The sequence below is a fragment of the Caballeronia sp. A2-2 genome, assembly GCF_057612605.2.
The window spans coordinates 1,871,767-1,887,717 of the sequence record NZ_CM172587.1 but is presented as its reverse complement, the minus strand read 5'-3'; the positions used below and the strand labels follow the sequence as shown (position 1 = coordinate 1,887,717).

The 15,951-nt window shown below is 56.0% G+C and carries 15 protein-coding genes; 13 read left to right on the top strand and 2 right to left on the bottom strand.

The features are described from left to right. Nucleotides 1-541: 541 nt before the first annotated feature. Nucleotides 542-736, top strand: coding sequence for a hypothetical protein (locus ACZCWR_RS08970; protein ID WP_487300421.1), 195 nt, complete (start codon nucleotides 542-544; stop codon nucleotides 734-736). Nucleotides 737-1,875: 1,139 nt separating this feature from the next. Here ACZCWR_RS08970 and ACZCWR_RS08965 read toward each other — a convergent pair. Further along, nucleotides 1,876-2,811: a GlxA family transcriptional regulator gene (locus ACZCWR_RS08965; protein WP_487300420.1), complete on the bottom strand. Its 936-nt coding sequence runs from the start codon at nucleotides 2,809-2,811 to the stop codon at nucleotides 1,876-1,878. 266 nt (nucleotides 2,812-3,077) lie between these two features. On the opposite strand from ACZCWR_RS08965, the gene ACZCWR_RS08960 reads away from it, so the two are divergent. The 5 genes from ACZCWR_RS08960 to ACZCWR_RS08940 all read left to right on the top strand — a co-directional run bounded on the left by ACZCWR_RS08960 (nucleotide 3,078) and on the right by ACZCWR_RS08940 (nucleotide 7,058). After that, complete coding sequence (locus ACZCWR_RS08960) at nucleotides 3,078-4,178, top strand: alpha/beta fold hydrolase (RefSeq protein ID WP_487300419.1); 1,101 nt, start codon at nucleotides 3,078-3,080, stop codon at nucleotides 4,176-4,178. A gap of 115 nt (nucleotides 4,179-4,293) precedes the next feature. Next, the gene (locus tag ACZCWR_RS08955; protein ID WP_487300418.1) at nucleotides 4,294-5,199 is read left to right on the top strand and encodes an aldo/keto reductase; all 906 of its coding nucleotides are present in this window, start codon (nucleotides 4,294-4,296) and stop codon (nucleotides 5,197-5,199) included. Beyond that, on the top strand, nucleotides 5,192-6,202 hold the full coding sequence (locus ACZCWR_RS08950) for an alpha/beta fold hydrolase (protein ID WP_487300417.1): 1,011 nt from the start codon (nucleotides 5,192-5,194) through the stop codon (nucleotides 6,200-6,202). Before ACZCWR_RS08955 ends, ACZCWR_RS08950 begins: the two co-directional genes overlap by 8 nt. A gap of 68 nt (nucleotides 6,203-6,270) precedes the next feature. After that, a complete protein-coding gene (locus tag ACZCWR_RS08945; RefSeq protein ID WP_487300416.1) occupies nucleotides 6,271-6,753 on the top strand; it encodes an NmrA family NAD(P)-binding protein in 483 nt (160 codons plus the stop codon). A gap of 38 nt (nucleotides 6,754-6,791) precedes the next feature. After that, a complete protein-coding gene (locus ACZCWR_RS08940; protein ID WP_487300415.1) occupies nucleotides 6,792-7,058 on the top strand; it encodes a hypothetical protein in 267 nt (88 codons plus the stop codon). A gap of 888 nt (nucleotides 7,059-7,946) precedes the next feature. Here ACZCWR_RS08940 and ACZCWR_RS08935 read toward each other — a convergent pair. After that, a complete protein-coding gene (locus ACZCWR_RS08935; RefSeq protein WP_487300414.1) occupies nucleotides 7,947-8,894 on the bottom strand; it encodes a LysR substrate-binding domain-containing protein in 948 nt (315 codons plus the stop codon). A gap of 204 nt (nucleotides 8,895-9,098) precedes the next feature. Between ACZCWR_RS08935 and ACZCWR_RS08930 the strand changes: the two genes are divergently transcribed. The 7 genes from ACZCWR_RS08930 to ACZCWR_RS08900 all read left to right on the top strand — a co-directional run bounded on the left by ACZCWR_RS08930 (nucleotide 9,099) and on the right by ACZCWR_RS08900 (nucleotide 15,869). Further along, nucleotides 9,099-9,521, top strand: coding sequence for a RidA family protein (locus tag ACZCWR_RS08930; protein WP_487300413.1), 423 nt, complete (start codon nucleotides 9,099-9,101; stop codon nucleotides 9,519-9,521). Beyond that, entirely contained in the window at nucleotides 9,518-10,867 is a 1,350-nt protein-coding gene (locus ACZCWR_RS08925) for a metal-dependent hydrolase family protein (RefSeq protein WP_487300412.1), read from the top strand. Before ACZCWR_RS08930 ends, ACZCWR_RS08925 begins: the two co-directional genes overlap by 4 nt. A 14-nt stretch (nucleotides 10,868-10,881) precedes the next feature. After that, on the top strand, nucleotides 10,882-12,171 hold the full coding sequence (locus ACZCWR_RS08920; RefSeq protein WP_487300411.1) for an aromatic ring-hydroxylating oxygenase subunit alpha: 1,290 nt from the start codon (nucleotides 10,882-10,884) through the stop codon (nucleotides 12,169-12,171). A 19-nt stretch (nucleotides 12,172-12,190) separates the two neighbouring features. Beyond that, complete coding sequence (locus tag ACZCWR_RS08915; protein WP_487300410.1) at nucleotides 12,191-12,667, top strand: aromatic-ring-hydroxylating dioxygenase subunit beta; 477 nt, start codon at nucleotides 12,191-12,193, stop codon at nucleotides 12,665-12,667. Nucleotides 12,668-12,750: 83 nt separating this feature from the next. Then, on the top strand, nucleotides 12,751-14,088 hold the full coding sequence (locus ACZCWR_RS08910) for an MFS transporter (RefSeq protein ID WP_487300409.1): 1,338 nt from the start codon (nucleotides 12,751-12,753) through the stop codon (nucleotides 14,086-14,088). Between the two features lie 58 nt (nucleotides 14,089-14,146). After that, the gene (locus ACZCWR_RS08905) at nucleotides 14,147-14,971 is read left to right on the top strand and encodes an alpha/beta fold hydrolase (RefSeq protein WP_487300408.1); all 825 of its coding nucleotides are present in this window, start codon (nucleotides 14,147-14,149) and stop codon (nucleotides 14,969-14,971) included. 55 nt (nucleotides 14,972-15,026) lie between these two features. Continuing rightward, complete coding sequence (locus tag ACZCWR_RS08900) at nucleotides 15,027-15,869, top strand: fumarylacetoacetate hydrolase family protein (protein WP_487300407.1); 843 nt, start codon at nucleotides 15,027-15,029, stop codon at nucleotides 15,867-15,869. Nucleotides 15,870-15,951: the final 82 nt, after the last annotated feature.

Here is a 15,951-nt window from a genome sequence, read left to right as displayed (position 1 = left end):
CTCTGCAGACCTTTTCAGGCAAAGGCTAGCCATCGCGTCCCAGACTCCGGTCGGGTCGGTCAACGCGTTTTCGATGTTGGCATGTCGGACACGATCGCACGCGAGCACAGATAATTCCTGGAATAAGCAAGCGGAGCTGGATATACAGCGCTGATCCGTGGCGCGGCAAAGTTCGCCACTCTGCTATAGCCCGTACTACGCAGTCGAGCAAGCATGCACTCGGGCGACTGCGTGCCTCACGAAGCAGTCGGGTGACGACTTCTGCCGACGGCACCGGTCCTGACAACGCCCAGCGCGACCACATTGCCTTTCGGATGGCCGCGCTCGATTTGCGGTCTCGCTGACCGGAGCAGCGCCAGGAGCACGCCTTCCCGTGGCGGACGCGGCGTGTCATGAAGATTACCTGTTTCCGAGGCATTGAGCGGCCGCCATCAGCAGGGAAGGAGCCGTTCGAATGCCGGCTTCGCGAGAGGGTCGGCCGGCAGAATGGCCGACTGCGGGAACTAGCTCGACTCGTGCGGAGCCACGGATCGAGCCTTTCGTGCCTGCGTTCAAGAAATCGCGCAGCGTTTCCGAGGAGGCGCACGCTGCGTTTAAGCTGCGCATGGACTCACTGAATTACGCCCTGGGGTGGCGGGTGAAAAAAGTCTGGAGCGAATCGGCCCGGGACCGACCGTTCCGTCAAATCTTTAGCCCGGTGAAATCAAGTAATCAGGTCGCCGGTCACTTCCTCTGACCGTCCGCCCAGCTTTAACATCTTTAACATGTTTTAACATCGCTTTAACATGTGCCGAAGTGCCTCAAAGCCCCGCCAGTAAAGGTGTTTAGTTAATTAGGGCCATGTTAAAGGCTTTAACATTTTTTTGTTAAAGGGGGATTTTTTCTGCGCGTGAGAGAACGCTCTGTGTCCGGGTCAAAAAGCTGCCAGGTCTCAGATACCCCCTCCCCCTAAGGTCCCAGTGTCTCATCGTACAACTCGACCGTCTATGCACGGTGCATTGGGAAACTGCCGCTATTGGCGATGGGCTAACGTCTCCATGACGGTGTACGCGCTCATTTTGGCGACGACGCGGCATGTCCTAAATCTTTTCGGCGAGATTCTGCACGGATGACCCACAGGAATGTGGCAATCCCGTAACGACGCGGGTTTGCGGGGTGCACTTCGCCACTTTCTCGCCACTTAGTTTTGGTTTTGATGATTTAGCCAAACGCATCTTCTCGCGCCGCCGTGCAAGCGCATTGACAACCCAGCCTAGGTCTGCCTCGCGGTGCACCATCGTTGCGCGCACATCCTCATAGCGCATTACGCGCCTGATGGGTTAAAAAGGAACGTCTGGCGTCGACTACAACCGACGACGTCTATGGAGCGTTTGTCGACGCTGACGAAGTTCGGCATGTCGCCTGCGAATCGATCGAAGGTGTTGGGTTGCGGAAAGAATACGGTTACCAACTCGGATTGGCACGAGCCGTCGATCGAGGTCGTCGTCTTATTTCCGTAGCTAATTTCTAGCACGCGCTGCCTCGATGGCCGCTTTGCGGCGAGCAAATTTGCAGGGGTACTGCCCCAGGCCGGCACAGCAAGCGACAGTCAGCCGATGCGTTCGAATGGCCGGTAGTGAAACCAAAGGAGCCCCTTTGGTGTACAGCGTCCGTGGTCGCTTTCTCTGCGTAGAGGAATTGAGCGCAACGTTCGATCTCGGTTCGCTTCTGCTCGGTTCGAACGAACCGTGCGTCGCAGTGCGATGATGGGGAACGTCGGTAGATTGTCTCAGGTAGGAATTCGTATATATACCGAGGACGACCTCGCCTGACCCGATACTGAAGGTTTGTAGAGGTAGAGGCAGCGACGGCGCCCGGTTCGCATTAGCCGCTCGCTTATCCCCGCGCTGCACGTCGCACAGCTTGAGGCGGCTGACCGAACGCCCGCAAAAACGCCCGACGCATTCTGTCCGGATCGATAAAACCAGTCTCTCGCGCAACAACGTCGATAGGCAACCGGCCTTGCTCAACCATGAGACGCGCTGCTTCTAGCCGCAAATTTTCCACAGCCTTCGCGGGTGATTGCCCTGTTTCCTCGCGGAACGCGCGGGTGAACTGTCGCACGCTCAAATTGGCGGCTTCGGCGAGTCGGCCCACCGTTAACTTAGTGTGCAAGTTACTCTTTGCGAACACCAAGGCGGTCTGTATTCGATCGTTTCTGGCATCGAGATCCAGCAAGGTCGAGTGTTGCAGCTGTCCGCCGGCACGCCGGTGAAACATGACCATCCGCTTGGCGATGGTGCTGGCTATCTTTACGCCGAGGTCGCGTTCTACCATGGAAATCGCTAAGTCGGTCCCTGCTGTCATGCCTGCAGACGTCCACACGGGACCATCGACGATGAAGATACGATCTTCTGCGACGTTGATCTTTGGATAGCTTGTCTGCAAAGCGCGAGCATGAGCCCAGTGGGTCGTGGCGCGTCGATCGTCAAGAATGCCGGCTTTTGCCAGGAAGAATGCTCCCGTGCACATTGAGGCCACACGGCGGGTGGTTTTCACCGCTGTTTGTAGAAAATCGACCAGTGCCGGACTTGGTTCATACACGCCATCTATAACGCCACCAATGATCACCGTATCGAAACTACCCTCATCGAAACGGTCCGTCATGACGGAGTATCCGAGAGAACTTTTGACGGGCCCACCTTCCTCGGAAATCAAACGTATCTCGTAGTGAGGTTTTTTTGTCAGACGGTTCGCCATTTCAAACACCGTCAGGCCGCTGAAGATCATCACCTGAAAATTCGGGGTGACTATATAGCCGATACGAAGCATGACATGTCCTCTGGGGAAAGTTGGTTAGCAGGACACGCTTCTGCCATGCGAGCAACGCGTGCAGGGCTTTCCAACAGCGCGCCGGCTATAGCTGCCTTTGCGGTTCCGACTGACCCCGGCTGCGATTCTAGCGGCCGATACCGACGTGATACACGTCGCTTCGCAAGTATGGCCTGAATTGTCGGATAAACGACCCGCCGAACCGATTGCGGGCTTCTACTATGTGCGAGTCCCTGAACCGAAGCATGACTAGCCGAGACTACTCCATGGATAGCAATTTCACCGAAGCGGCACCTGCTCTGACACCGCCATCCTCTCTTGCTCGCCGCACGTTCCTCGCCAATGGCACTGCGTTGGGCGCGAGTCTGTTGCTGGATCAGAAGGCGCAAGCCCAAAGTCCCCTGACTGGCGGAGGTCATACATCCAAGGAGTATGACATCAGCACCAATGGCATCTCTTTGCACGTAACCGAGCAAGGGGATGGACCGGTTGTGCTTTTTGTCCATGGCTTTCCGGATACGTCCTATACGTGGCGCCGACAGATGGAAACGGTATCGGCTGCCGGATACCGCGCAATTGCTCCAGACATGCGCGGCTATGGCCGCAGTTCCGCCCCCGCGGACGCGACGTTGTACACACCGCTGCACACGACAGGGGATCTGATTGGGCTACTCGACGCGCTGAATATCCCCACGGCAGTCCTCGTGGGCCACGACTGGGGGGCGACACACGCATGGAACGCCGCACTGCTGCGTCCCGATCGATTTACAGCGGTGTTTTGCCTGAGCGTGCCCTACGTCCCGCGTGGGGATGCGAGCGTGTTTGAACGCATGCGGAAATCGGGCCATCAAGACCGCTTTTATATGTTCGAACAGATCCGGCCCGATGCCGATCAGATTTGGGCTGACGCTGCGGTCACCATTCCCGGAATGCTGTATTGGGCCTCAGGTTCTGCACCAGCCGACAAGCGTTGGAGCCCGATGGATCCGGCCCGAAGCCTCCACCGTGCCGCGCCCATCCCTATACCGTCATGGGCGCAACCCGATTATGTCGCTTACAACATCGCTGAATTTCAGCGGACTGGCTTCCATGGTGGCTTGAACTACTATCGAGCTGCGGAGCCGTATTTCTACTTGTCCGCTCCATGGAAGGGCGCAAGGATCAACCAACCCTCATTTTTCATCTGGGGGAAAGCGGATGGCATGCAGGAGCTATATCCGATTACGGCGAACCAGATGCGTGCCGGTCTTCCCGGTCTCGTGGGGAGCCTTGATCTGGATGATGTGGGCCATTGGGTGCAGCACGAAGCCACGGAAGTGGTCAATGAGCATCTCGTCAAGTTCCTACGCACCGTCAGTCCCGCGTGACCTCGACCAGCGCGCTTGCTGCCAACACCCGCCGGGCGTAGTGGTACGAGGTAGAACGACGTTGCTTCGGATGGACACAGCGGCGTAAGGACAATCAACTCAAATGGAATCGACGATGGCGACATTCAAAGGCCCTGTTTTCAAGCTGAACAATGGGATCGAGATGCCTGGCTTCGGCTTCGGGGTGTTTCGCAGTGAGCCGGAGCAGACGGTTAATGCCGTGCAGTCGGCAGTCGCCAACGGATACCGGCTTATCGATACGGCCGCGGCCTACATGAATGAGCAGCAGGTGGGAGAAGGCGTTCGCGCTTCCGGTGTACCTCGCGAGGATGTTTTTGTTACGACCAAGGTGTGGATGACGGACTACGGTTGCGACCAGACTATCCATGCCTCCGATAAAAGTCTGCGCAAGCTCGGATTCGATTATCTGGATCTGTATCTGACTCATTGGCCCGTCCCTTCGGCCTTTGATGAAACTGTCGCATCTTACAAAGCCGCAATGAAGCTTCTTGAGGAGGGGCGCGTACGGGCGATCGGGGTGTGTAACTTCAGCGCGGGTCATCTCCGCAACCTGATTGAGCAAACCGGACATATCCCGGCTGTGAACCAGATAGAGGTACACCCGTTCTTCACCCAAAGTGAACTTCGCGAAGCAGACGAGAAGCTGGGGATCGCTACGCAAGCGTGGTCTCCCATAGGCGGTATCAAGCGTGATGGAGAGAAAGCAAAGGCGTCGGGGAAGGTGCTCGATCCGCTGTTCCATCCGGGTGTGGCTCAACTCGCGGCAAAGTACGGAAAAAGTCCCGCACAGATCATCCTGCGCTGGCAGATCCAGATAGGCACCTGTCCGATTCCCAAATCCGTGCGTCAGGAACGAATCGCCGAGAACATCGATATTTTCAGCTTCGCGCTTGCGGCTGACGAGGTCCAGGCAATCAGCGCGCTCGACACCGGAGAACGCGGCGGGCCGGACCCGGAACTTGTCAGTCCTCAAACCTTCCCACTGAGCACCCATGACTGAACTGAGCGCGCGCACCTTCACCTCGCCACGTCACACGACACATTACTGGGAGTGCGGGCCGGCCGATGGGCCCGTTATGGTTTTCGTTCATGGCTGGCCGGAAATTGGCCTGATGTGGCGCGCCCAGCTCGAGGCATTCTCGGCTGACGGCTGGCGTTGTGTCGCGCCAGACATGCGCGGCTACGGCGGCTCATCGAGCCCGGCCGCTCCCGAGGCCTACGCCCTGATCGAGATCGTTCAGGACATGGTCGAGCTTCACGACCATCTGGGAGGGCGTCCGGCAATATGGGTCGGGCATGACTGGGGAAGCCCGGTGGTCGGGGCGCTGGCCGCACAGCACAGCGACCGCAGTCGCGGCCAGGTACTGATTTCGGTGCCCTATTTCCCGGACGGCTTCGCGCTGCCCAGCCTTTTGCCGCTCATCGATCGACGCCTGTACCCGCTCCACCTTCATCCCGACGGACAGTGGGATTACTATCGGTTTTACCTGACCCATTTCGAACAGACGGTAAGCGACTTCGAGGCAGACATCTCTGCGGCGTTGGCATCACTCTACCGCCCAGGAAATCCTGCGTCCGCGGGCATGGTTTCTCCATCAGCCTTGATCACAAATAACGGAGGGCGCTATGGCTCAGCTCATCGTGCTCCTGCAACGCCCCCTGACCCGACAATGTGGCCACCTGCTGACTTTAATGCTTTGGCCCAATCGTTTCGCGACAATGGATTCCGCCCAGCCAATTCGTGGTACCTGAACGATGCGGTCAACATCGCCTATGCCTCAACCGCACCCGACAATGGCCGTCTGCATCAACCAGTCCTGTTCGTGAACGGCGATTGGGATGCGATCTGCGACATCAACCGCGGCCGACTCGGCGAACCCATGCATGCCAGTTGTACAGATCTTTCCGTCGCGAACCTTCCCGCTGGACATTGGCTTCCTCTCGAACGCAAAGCCGACCTTGTCCAGTCGATCCGTGCGTGGCTTAAGGCGTACGCACTATAGGCGCGAGCCGTCGGCGGAATTTGCGAGAGGTACGCTTACCAGCTTGAAGCCATTTCTGGAGACATTGCATGACTGTTCGCACAATCTTTGTAGCCGGGGCGACAGGTAATACCGGCGGAGCGGCTACAGATGCGCTTCTAGATGCGAGTGAGCGCGTGCGAACATTGGTCCGGAAGGAAGATGACCGGTCCGAGAGGCTTAAGGCGAGGGGTGTCGAGGTAGTCGTTGGAAATCTCTCGGATATCGACAATGTCAGCGTTGCGCTTGAAGGAATCTATTCTGCCTATTTTGTATTTCCCATCGAAGTAGGCGGTGTCTCGGCCACCGCCTACTTCGCGCAGGCTGCGCGTGAGAAGGGAATTCGCGCAATCGTCAACATGTCACAGATCTCAGCTCGTAGCTCGTCGCTCGTCGCTCGTCGCTCGCAGCTCGCAGCTCGCAGAGAGGCGAAGAGTCATGCCGCACGAGATCCTGGATTTCCGGGCGAATCTTTGACTGGTCCGGCACGCCGGTCACACACCTTCGCCCAACCTTCTTTGCGCTGTGGCTGACCTATCCTGGACAGGTGGCAAGCATCAGGAAGGACGGTGTGCTGCAACTTCCTTTCGGAGATGGGCGACATGCGCCTATTGCGGCAGAAAACCAGGGTCGAGTGATTGCCGCAGTCCTCAGAGATCCTGTCCCGCATTCAGGAAAGAAATATCCATTGCATGGCCCGGCGGAAATGAATCACTACGAGATTGCTTCGGAGATGAGCAAGGCTTTTGGGCGTGAAGTGACATACCGGCAGATCGACCTGGTTCTGTTCAAGAAACGCCTGGATAGCAATACCAAATTTAGCGATACGTTTGCCTAGCATCTGATGTCTTTCGCAGTCGATCATCAAGATGGCGTGTTCGCGGGTACGAATACGGTGTCGAGGACCTCACCGGTACGCCACCTATTACAGTCGAGGCATTTATTCGACGGCATGCCACTCTGTTTGCCCAAGTCACCGGACCGGCGAAGTTAAAGGAAAGCCCCACGTTCGCATTGTGACGACGACGGCGCATCATCGCTGCCGGCTCGCTGTCAGCAATCGCGCATACAGCGGACAGTCAATGCATGCACCGCGATTGTCCGCAGAGGGTCGGGAGTACACGCTTGACGACAGGCCGATTTCAATAAGACGGATCCCACTGGCCGCTTTCCGGCGATGAGTTGACAGACGGGTCTGACGCGACCCGACCCTCTGCAGACACTCGAGCAAGTAATGTTCGATGTCGCCTGATGTGCCGAGAACAGCCATTGCGCTTTAGTAAAAGACCGCCGGGCGTGATCCGTTTTTTTTCGCAAACCTATAGTGCTCGAACCGTATCATCCCTGGCCTCATAGGCAACTTTCGCGTAGTCCTCGTCCGCGCGCACGTCCAGTGTGTGCGTCTGTGGCCGTGCAGGACCTAACAAGAAGTCACCTTGCTCGAGTAGCCCGTATGGATTCCGGCATCGGCGTCCTACAAGCCTGCAGAGACTGCGATCGATTCACCTACCGCTCCGAACGTGCGCTCTCACGTGTAAGGAACCCCTGCATCGCGTAAGACTGTTCCTCTGCTACAAAGACGATCAAAACTACTTCTTAAAAACGTCTATCCAAGATTTCCAATGGAGGAGCCTCGAACCCTCGACTGTTTGATGCGTCTTTGTTTGCCGGCCGGCCCTTCACCCATCGGAGGTTACGCCGCTCCGTACAATCAACGTTCAGCAACTCACATCCAAGCATCCTCAGCTTCCTTGGCGATCCAGCTATAGAAGTCCGAGACAATGTGTCGAGCGTGTGATTCGGGACGACTAATCACGCAATACGTACCCTCCAACACGACCTTGAGGTCAAAGGGTGCGATTAGCTGCCCTGAACGGATTGCGCTCGAGGCGAGTACGGGAGTGGTCACTATGATTCCGTGCCCTGCCATGGCGGCTTCTATGCCCAGCGCGGCATGCGTAAAGCGAGGCCCGTCATTAACGTTCACGCATGTGACCCCAGCAGCGGACAGCCACATAGACCAAAACGAATCTGATTCGTATAGAGCTCCGCGCTCGTCATGCAACAACGTGTGATTGGCGACACTATCAATCGTTGTCAGTCGCGTTCCTATACTGGGTGCACACAAGGCGGTCAAGTACACCGGCATAAGCTTACGGACAACCATGCCCGGATAGTTGCCTGTGCCAAAGGCGATCACAATGTCCGACTCGGCTGCCCAGTTGAGAATGGTTTGAGAGTCTCCGCGATATCCGCGAGCCGCCCCTCTAAATTGCCTCATACGCGTTGACACGCGAATATCGGTACCAGGGTGATCAATGGCAAAGCGATGGAGTCGGGTCATAAGCCATTGGGAGCTAAAGGAGGGCGGCACGTCGATAGTCAAAGCACCGCGGCCTTTTTGGTTGCTTAACACAGCGACAGCCTGCTCAATCTTCTCAAAGCCTTCGTGAAGCTGTCCGAAGAATATTCGGCCCGCGTCCGTCAGTTCTATACCTCGATATTTTCGCTTGAACAAATCGGTTCCAAACGATTCTTCGAGTTGGCCAATTTGATGGCTAACCGCCGCGCTCGTCACATTGAGTTCGGCTGCTGCTTCCTTGATAGACAGGTGACGGGCGGCGCTTTCGAACGCTTTGAGCGCGTTCAGCGACGGCGTAGGGAATCGTTCCATCTCCGCTCCAACGAGAGTTTCACTTCATACTTTAGTTTTTCTCACCTTATCGTGCAAGTTTAATCGGGTGACGGTGCATTTTCGAGTGGTTACGATGCAAGAACGATGGCTTTAGAAGTACTGCTAGAGCAGGACAAAGGATTTCTGAGTTTTCTGTGCTCCATAGGTCATAGTGATAATCACCTATCATAAGGACAAGCATCGATGATGGAACTCAACTTATCCTCCCCCGCAGAATTGGGCGGAACGTTTGCTACTTATTCACAAGTTGCAGTAGCCACAGGCGCCACAAAGACGATATATGTTGCCGGCCAAGTGGCCACCGCCGCAGATGGCTCAATCGTCGGAGATGGCGTCACGGACGCGGCTTTCGATGCGCAGGCAGAACAAACATTCGCCAACATCGAGATCGCGCTGAAAAGTCAGGGTGCTGACTGGTCCAATGTCGCGCAATTCGTTTCATACCTCGTGAGCATCAACGACATTGAGCGTTTCAGGTTATGGCGTGAGAAGAAGTTCAAGACGTTATTTCCGGACGGCGAATTTCCGACGAACACTTTGCTCATTGTTAGCCGCTTAGTTCACCCAGCGCTTCGTGTTGAAGTCCAGGCCACGGCGGTCAAATGAGAGGCTACGTCCTGCAGGGCACGCTTGTGTTTGGGCCCGCATCCATTTCTCCGATGAGCGGCGGTGCAGTGGTCACCGAGGGCAAACGCATTGACTGGGTGGGCCCTGCTGCCGAGTTGCCCGACCGCTACAAGAGCAACGAGTATGAATCGATTTGTCTGCCGGATCGCACAATCATGCCGGGCCTGATCGACGGCCACACGCATATCTCCTTTGGTGAGGCTCGATCCGAAGAGGAACTCGCTCTGTACACGCCAGTTGAGTTTAGGACGATCAAGGCAATCTGGAACGCCTATAAGGTGCTGCAGGCCGGCGTTACTTCGGCATTTGACGCGGCCACAACCTACAACATTGCACAGTCGGTTCGTGATGCGATTGACTCCGGTATGTATCCGGGCCCTCGTTTCGCGGTTTCTGGCAAGCAACTAACCTCACATCAGGGACTTGAAGATTCATTCCCGAACTCAGTTGTGTTCCCAGAAGGTCAGGCGGGCGTTTTGGTTGGCTCAACACACGATATCGTCGAGCGAATCCGCTATCAGGTTAAAGACGGCGTCGACGCTATCAAGGTATCGGGTTCCAATGATTCGCTTATCAGTCCCGATTCGCTGGATGGCGCCGCTTTCACCGATGACGAATTCGCGCTGATAGCAAAGGAAGCACATCGCCTGGGAAAGCTCGCAACTGTCCACGCGCGGTCTCGCGATGCCATCACCCTCGCGGCGAAAGCCGGCTTCGATGTTCTGTTCCACGCGTCCTACATCGACGATGAAGGTATCGAAGCTGCGCTGAAAGCGGGCTCTGTCATTTGCCCGACGCTTCCTCTCATCACTAATTTTCTTGCTGCTAACGCTGGAAAATCGGGTGGCCTGATCGACGCGCTACAGCGCGAGTACGACGCGGCGAGAATCAATCTGCCGCGTGCCTATCGCGCGGGAATTCCCTTTGTTCAAGGATCCGAATCGGGTTGGTCTCCGATTCCCTACGGGCACTGGCATGCGCGCGAGGCGGAAATCTTTGTTCAGGAGTTCGGGTTCACGACTCTTGAAGCCATCGAGTGCGCCACCTATTCGGCGACGAAGATGTTCAAGCGTTTCGGTAATGAGGTGGGGATGCTCGAAGCCGGGCGTTTGGCAGATCTGCTTGTGATCGACGGCGACCCGGTGCAAGACATCACGTTGCTGCAGAAGTCGAGCAAGTTCAGTTTCATTTTCAAGGATGGAATTCCCATCGACCGGACGCCGGCTTTACCGCGTCAACGGATGCACTACGAGAAGCACAAAGTCTTCCTCGCTGGGCTGTATGAGTACGATCAGGACGCCGGAGCCGGTGTCTTCAGGCCATAAATCAAGGAGCAGTCATGGAACAGTACAGCTCGGAGCATCTGGCTTCGCTGGTCAAAATCGATCGCGTTCACCGCGACTATTACACCGATCCCCGTATCTTCGACATCGAGATCGAGAAGATCTTCAAAAAGGTTTGGGTCTATGTCGGTCATGATTCGATGGTCCCCAACGTGGGTGACTACTACACGACGACCATGGCGGGCCAACCGGTCGTGATGACCCGCCACACCGACAATAAGGTCTATGTTCTGATGAACCGCTGCGGTCACCGTGGCGCTGTCGTCGCAGCCAAGGAGCGCGGCAACGCTCGCCTGCTCGCCTGTATGTATCACGGCTGGACCTTCCGCTTGAACGGCGAAATTGCGGGCGTTCCGATGCGCAAGGACTTTCCACAAAGCTGCCTGGAAGAGCCGGAATCAGGAATGCTCCAGGTGGCCCGCGTCGATTCGTACCGTGGCTTCGTCTTCGCGTCGTTCAATTCCGACGTCATGCCGCTACTCAACTTCCTCGGCGCGTCGACGGACGGCATTGACGAACTCGTGAACCGCTCGCCGGAAGGCCGTGTCGAGTTCTCGTCAGGCGTCCATCGTTATAGCTTCCGCGGTAACTGGAAGTTCCAGATGGACAACATGGCCGATACCTATCACCCGGCCGCTACACACGGCTCGACCGTTGGCACCGATGGTCGTCAGTTCCAGCGTCGTGCGGGTAAGGAAGGCGGCCGAGCGCCCTTCTTTGCCGACAACGGAGAGTCGATCGTATCGCAGCTTGGCGTGCGCGGCTTCCCCAACGGCCATAGCTCGGAACAATCGCTCTTCGACAAGCCCCAGTCCGGTGGCGAAGGATTCGATGAATATCGGGCGCGTCTTACCGAAGCTTATGGCGAGGAAAAGACAGTAGACATCTTGAAGAATGTGCGCCATTCGCTGACCATTTTCCCGATCCTCGACATCCTGATTGCGCAGACGTCGGTGCGCGTGGTCAAACCCATTTCCGTGAACGAAACAATTGTCGAAATCTGGCCAGTGAAACTGGTAGGCGCTCCTGCGTCGGCGTCTGCTGACATCGTCAAATTCGTGAACATCAGCCACAGCGCTTCGTCCTTTGTGCAAACCGACGACATGGAAGCATTCGAACGTCTGCACAAGGGCGTGCAAACGGGCGGTGAATACACGCTTGTCGCCAAAGGCTTAGGCCATGAGGTTCAGGAAGATCGTGGTGTCCTGTTTGGAGCCCGCTCGTCGGAAGTCGGTCAGCGCGCAAAGCACTACGCCTGGCGTGACCTGATGGGTGCATCGGAATAACTGGACGAGGAAAACTGCAATGACTCTCGAAATACTTCGCTCGTTCATTGAGGACGAAGCAGAAGCACTGGACGCTCGAAACTACGAAGCGTGGCTCGCGATGTACGCGGAAGATGGCGTGTACTGGGCGCCGAAGTACAAGGACCAGACGGATGGGCTCAATACAGTCTCAATCTACTTTGACGATGATCTGGCGCGTAGAACCCGCGTTGAACGTCTGCGTCATACGCTGCTGCATTGCCAGGAACCCGAATCGGCCTGCGTGCGTACGATTTCAAGTCCCCGCCTTGTGAGCCACGACGAGAAGCAAAAGCAATTCATCGTGCGCTCGAAGCTCCTGATGGTCGAAGATCGTTTGGGTCACGATCAGCGTTTGTTCGCAGGCACCGTGCACCACACGATCCGGGTATGGGCCGATGAAATGAAGATTGTCCTCAAAAAGGTTGTGCTCACGAACTGTGATGGCGTTTTCCCGATGTTGACTCAGCCGTTCTAGCAGGAAATGCAACGCACCGAGCGCGGGCCGCAACCATTCAAAATAGACCGGCTCTCGCTTCGATGATATCTCCGGAGACAAACGTGAGTACTTTAATGAGTGATGCCCAGAGTGAACCTGCAAGCTGTCGCTTACCTAAAGCGGTATTTGTGCTGCAGTTCATCTGCGTTGGCCTCGGTTACCTCTTGTATACGTTTAACCGCACTGCGTTCCCTATTGGGCTCAGAGCTATCTCCGGATCACTGGGTTTCACGGTGGTGCAGGCGTCCACGCTCGGTACGATTTTTCTGGTGGGCCAAGGCATCATCGGTATCCCCGCTGGCTTTCTTAACCAGGGGGAAGCCGGTGCACGTGGCGTGACGCAACGCACGGCAACCGTGATGCTGCTCGGTACCGTGGGAACCGGGGTTATGTCTTTAGTACTCTCGTTCCTCGCCTTTAACTATCCATTGACTGTTACCTACCGAATCCTCTTCGGGGTTTTCGAGGGGTTATTCAATATCAGCGTGTACTCGTTCGCTGCTACTGCGTGGCCAGAGCGCCGGGCGTTTGTGAGCACGCTACTCGGATTTTTTTACGCGACCGGTGCGATGCTAGGGCCGCTGGTGTTTTCATCGATCCTGGCGACCAGCCACACGGATGCTGGCTGGCGGTACGGCCTATCAGTTTTCGGAATCTCGACCATCGTCATCGCATTCATCATTTTTGCAGTGCTGACCATCATGATGATCCGTCAGAAAAGAGACATGCCGAAACCGTTTGTGGCTGCTACCCGGGCAGTTCCGCGCGACTCTGTTTCCGTAGTGTTGAAAGATGTGTTTGGCAGTGCCGGCCTGTACAAAGGCTTGATTATCCACATTCTCAACTTGTTCACCATGTGGGCATTCATCGGCGGCTTTCCCTATCTGATGGAGCACTACCAGGGACGCGATGTGGCGTTCACCGGTCTTGTATTCGGTATCGGTTTCGGCTGCACCTCGATGGTGTCACCGCTCTTCGGTTGGTTTGCCGATACTTTTGGTCGCCGTTTGGTCGTGCTGATCCTCGGCGCAACTGACGTGATCGCGCTATATCTGATCACTTTCTTCAGGTTTGATGTGATCACAACGTCGGCCCTTGCTTTCGTGATCGGTGTTGGCGTCAACACCATGTACTTCATGGGCTACGTGCTGGCTCAGGATGGGGTGAAGCCAAATCGTACCGCGATCGCGACGGGTATCGCAGGCTCGCTCGGTTATGTCGTGGCCGGCTTCGCGGGTCCAATTCACGGTCTCGTTACGAACATTGCTGGCTGGCAGTCAGCCACCATGATCGTAATGCTCGCACCGCAGGCCGTTGCAATCTTTGCGGCATTGAAATTCCTCCCAAGCACGAAGGAATGGAAGACTCGCAATACGGCGCAAACGGGTACCAAACATTAGATCCCGCACGGGACCGCGAACCCGTCGCAGCATCCCCAATTGCCATGGGAATCTATCAATGCTTTCGTTCGATTTTATTTTTGAAGAGCACCGCGTGCGCGGGTTCGACGGTCAAAACGTGGGCAAACCTGCGCTCATGCTGATGCACGGCATAGGTCCCGGGGCTTCGTTCCTCAATGCATTTCGCCCAGTGCTTCCATTCCTGAATGAACACTGTCACGTGATGGGGATGGACTGGATCGGTTTCGGCGATAGTGCTCGCAAATCGGAGCAACCCTACGCCGACTTCGATTTCTGGGTGCGTCAGGGGCAGGCGCTGTTGTCGCGTATCCCTGGAAAACGGGTGTACGTGTTTGGCCACTCGATGTCGGCTGCTGTAGCGCTCCGTCTCGCCGGTTCGAACTCGCGTGTCGCCGCAGTGTTCACGACCGGCGCAGCAGGAACCCGTTTCCCATACAACGATGATTTGAAGCGTCTGTGGTCGTTCCCCAAAAGTGCCCAGGAGTTAAAAGCCGCAATGCGGAGCCTGATCCACGATACGAGCAATATCACGGACGATCAGATCGAAAGCCGGTGGGCTACGCTGTCGAGCGGCAACTACGGGGAATACTTTGAAAGCATGCTTTCGGATCCTGAACAACTGATTGCGGACTGGACGCTCAGTGATTCGCAACTAGCAGTAATCAAGTGCCCGGTAACGATGCTACACGGGCGTAATGATGTGGCCTGCCCTGCAAAAGAGACGTCGATCATTTTGGCATCAAAGATCGAGCATGCAAATCTGATTCTTCTTGATCAGTGTGGACACGCTCCCTCGGTCGAACAAACGGAGAAAGTGTGTGCGGCCCTAATGCTCGCGTTCCCTGATGTTTTTAAATCTTAACCCTGAACAGCGCCTAGCCGCTTTTCGATTAATCACCGATTAATTGCTAATTTATATGAAGCTCTTCCGCTATGGGCCCGTTTGCCAAGAACGTCCGGGCATCCTCGATTCCCAAGGGGGAATGCGCTCGCTGTATCCCGTCATCGAAGACATCGACGCCACGATCTTGGGCCCCGAAGGCATGGGATTTCTCAGGGCCGTTGATGCATCGAGGTTGCCTGAAGTCCCGAGCGGCACGCGTATCGGTTCGCCCTTGAGTCCAAAATCGATTATCGCTATCGGCTTAAATTACAGGGATCACGCTATCGAAGCGAATATGACCATTCCCACGGAGCCGGTTGTGTTTTCGAAAGCCATCAGCTCGGTATCGGGGCCGAATGATGACATCATGCTACCCGCACGCTCGGTCAAGGCGGATTGGGAAGTGGAGCTGGCGATCATTATCGGGAGTAAAGCATCGAACGTCAGTGCGGATCATGCGCCGAACTACATCGCTGGCTTTGCGCTCGTGAACGATGTCTCGGAGCGCTCCTGGCAACTTGATCGGGGTGGACAGTGGGGGAAAGGCAAAAGCTTCGACGGCTTCACCCCACTCGGTCCTTGGCTGGTAACCGGTGACGAAGTGGACGGAGCGAAGGCGCTCAAGTTGACGCTCACAGTCAACGACAAGGTGATGCAGGACGGCAATACCAAGAACATGATCTTCAACGTGAACACGGTCGTGGCATATGTGTCGAGCTTCCAAACCCTACATCCGGGAGACGTGATTATCACGGGAACTCCTGCCGGTGTCGGGCTCGGCATGAAACCACCAGAGTTCCTCAGGGCCGGTGACGTAATGTCGATGTCGGGATCGGCATTGGGGGACCAACATCATCGGATTGTCGCATCGGACTAAGTGGTTGCCGCGTGCTTACCGTTTAGTTGTACTGATACTCAAGCAGGGATTGGTTTGTCTTTCTTTTATTAAAAATATATTT

Bases quoted from the DNA above. Each gene is read 5' to 3' on its own strand.
- ACZCWR_RS08965 (WP_487300420.1), bottom strand. From the start codon at position 2,811: ATGCTTCGTATCGGCTATATAGTCACCCCGAATTTTCAGGTGATGATC.
- ACZCWR_RS08960 (WP_487300419.1), top strand. From the start codon at position 3,078: ATGGATAGCAATTTCACCGAAGCGGCACCTGCTCTGACACCGCCATCC.
- ACZCWR_RS08955 (WP_487300418.1), top strand. From the start codon at position 4,294: ATGGCGACATTCAAAGGCCCTGTTTTCAAGCTGAACAATGGGATCGAG.
- ACZCWR_RS08950 (WP_487300417.1), top strand. From the start codon at position 5,192: ATGACTGAACTGAGCGCGCGCACCTTCACCTCGCCACGTCACACGACA.
- ACZCWR_RS08945 (WP_487300416.1), top strand. From the start codon at position 6,271: ATGACTGTTCGCACAATCTTTGTAGCCGGGGCGACAGGTAATACCGGC.
- ACZCWR_RS08935 (WP_487300414.1), bottom strand. From the start codon at position 8,894: ATGGAACGATTCCCTACGCCGTCGCTGAACGCGCTCAAAGCGTTCGAA.
- ACZCWR_RS08930 (WP_487300413.1), top strand. From the start codon at position 9,099: ATGATGGAACTCAACTTATCCTCCCCCGCAGAATTGGGCGGAACGTTT.
- ACZCWR_RS08925 (WP_487300412.1), top strand. From the start codon at position 9,518: ATGAGAGGCTACGTCCTGCAGGGCACGCTTGTGTTTGGGCCCGCATCC.
- ACZCWR_RS08920 (WP_487300411.1), top strand. From the start codon at position 10,882: ATGGAACAGTACAGCTCGGAGCATCTGGCTTCGCTGGTCAAAATCGAT.
- ACZCWR_RS08915 (WP_487300410.1), top strand. From the start codon at position 12,191: ATGACTCTCGAAATACTTCGCTCGTTCATTGAGGACGAAGCAGAAGCA.
- ACZCWR_RS08905 (WP_487300408.1), top strand. From the start codon at position 14,147: ATGCTTTCGTTCGATTTTATTTTTGAAGAGCACCGCGTGCGCGGGTTC.
- ACZCWR_RS08900 (WP_487300407.1), top strand. From the start codon at position 15,027: ATGAAGCTCTTCCGCTATGGGCCCGTTTGCCAAGAACGTCCGGGCATC.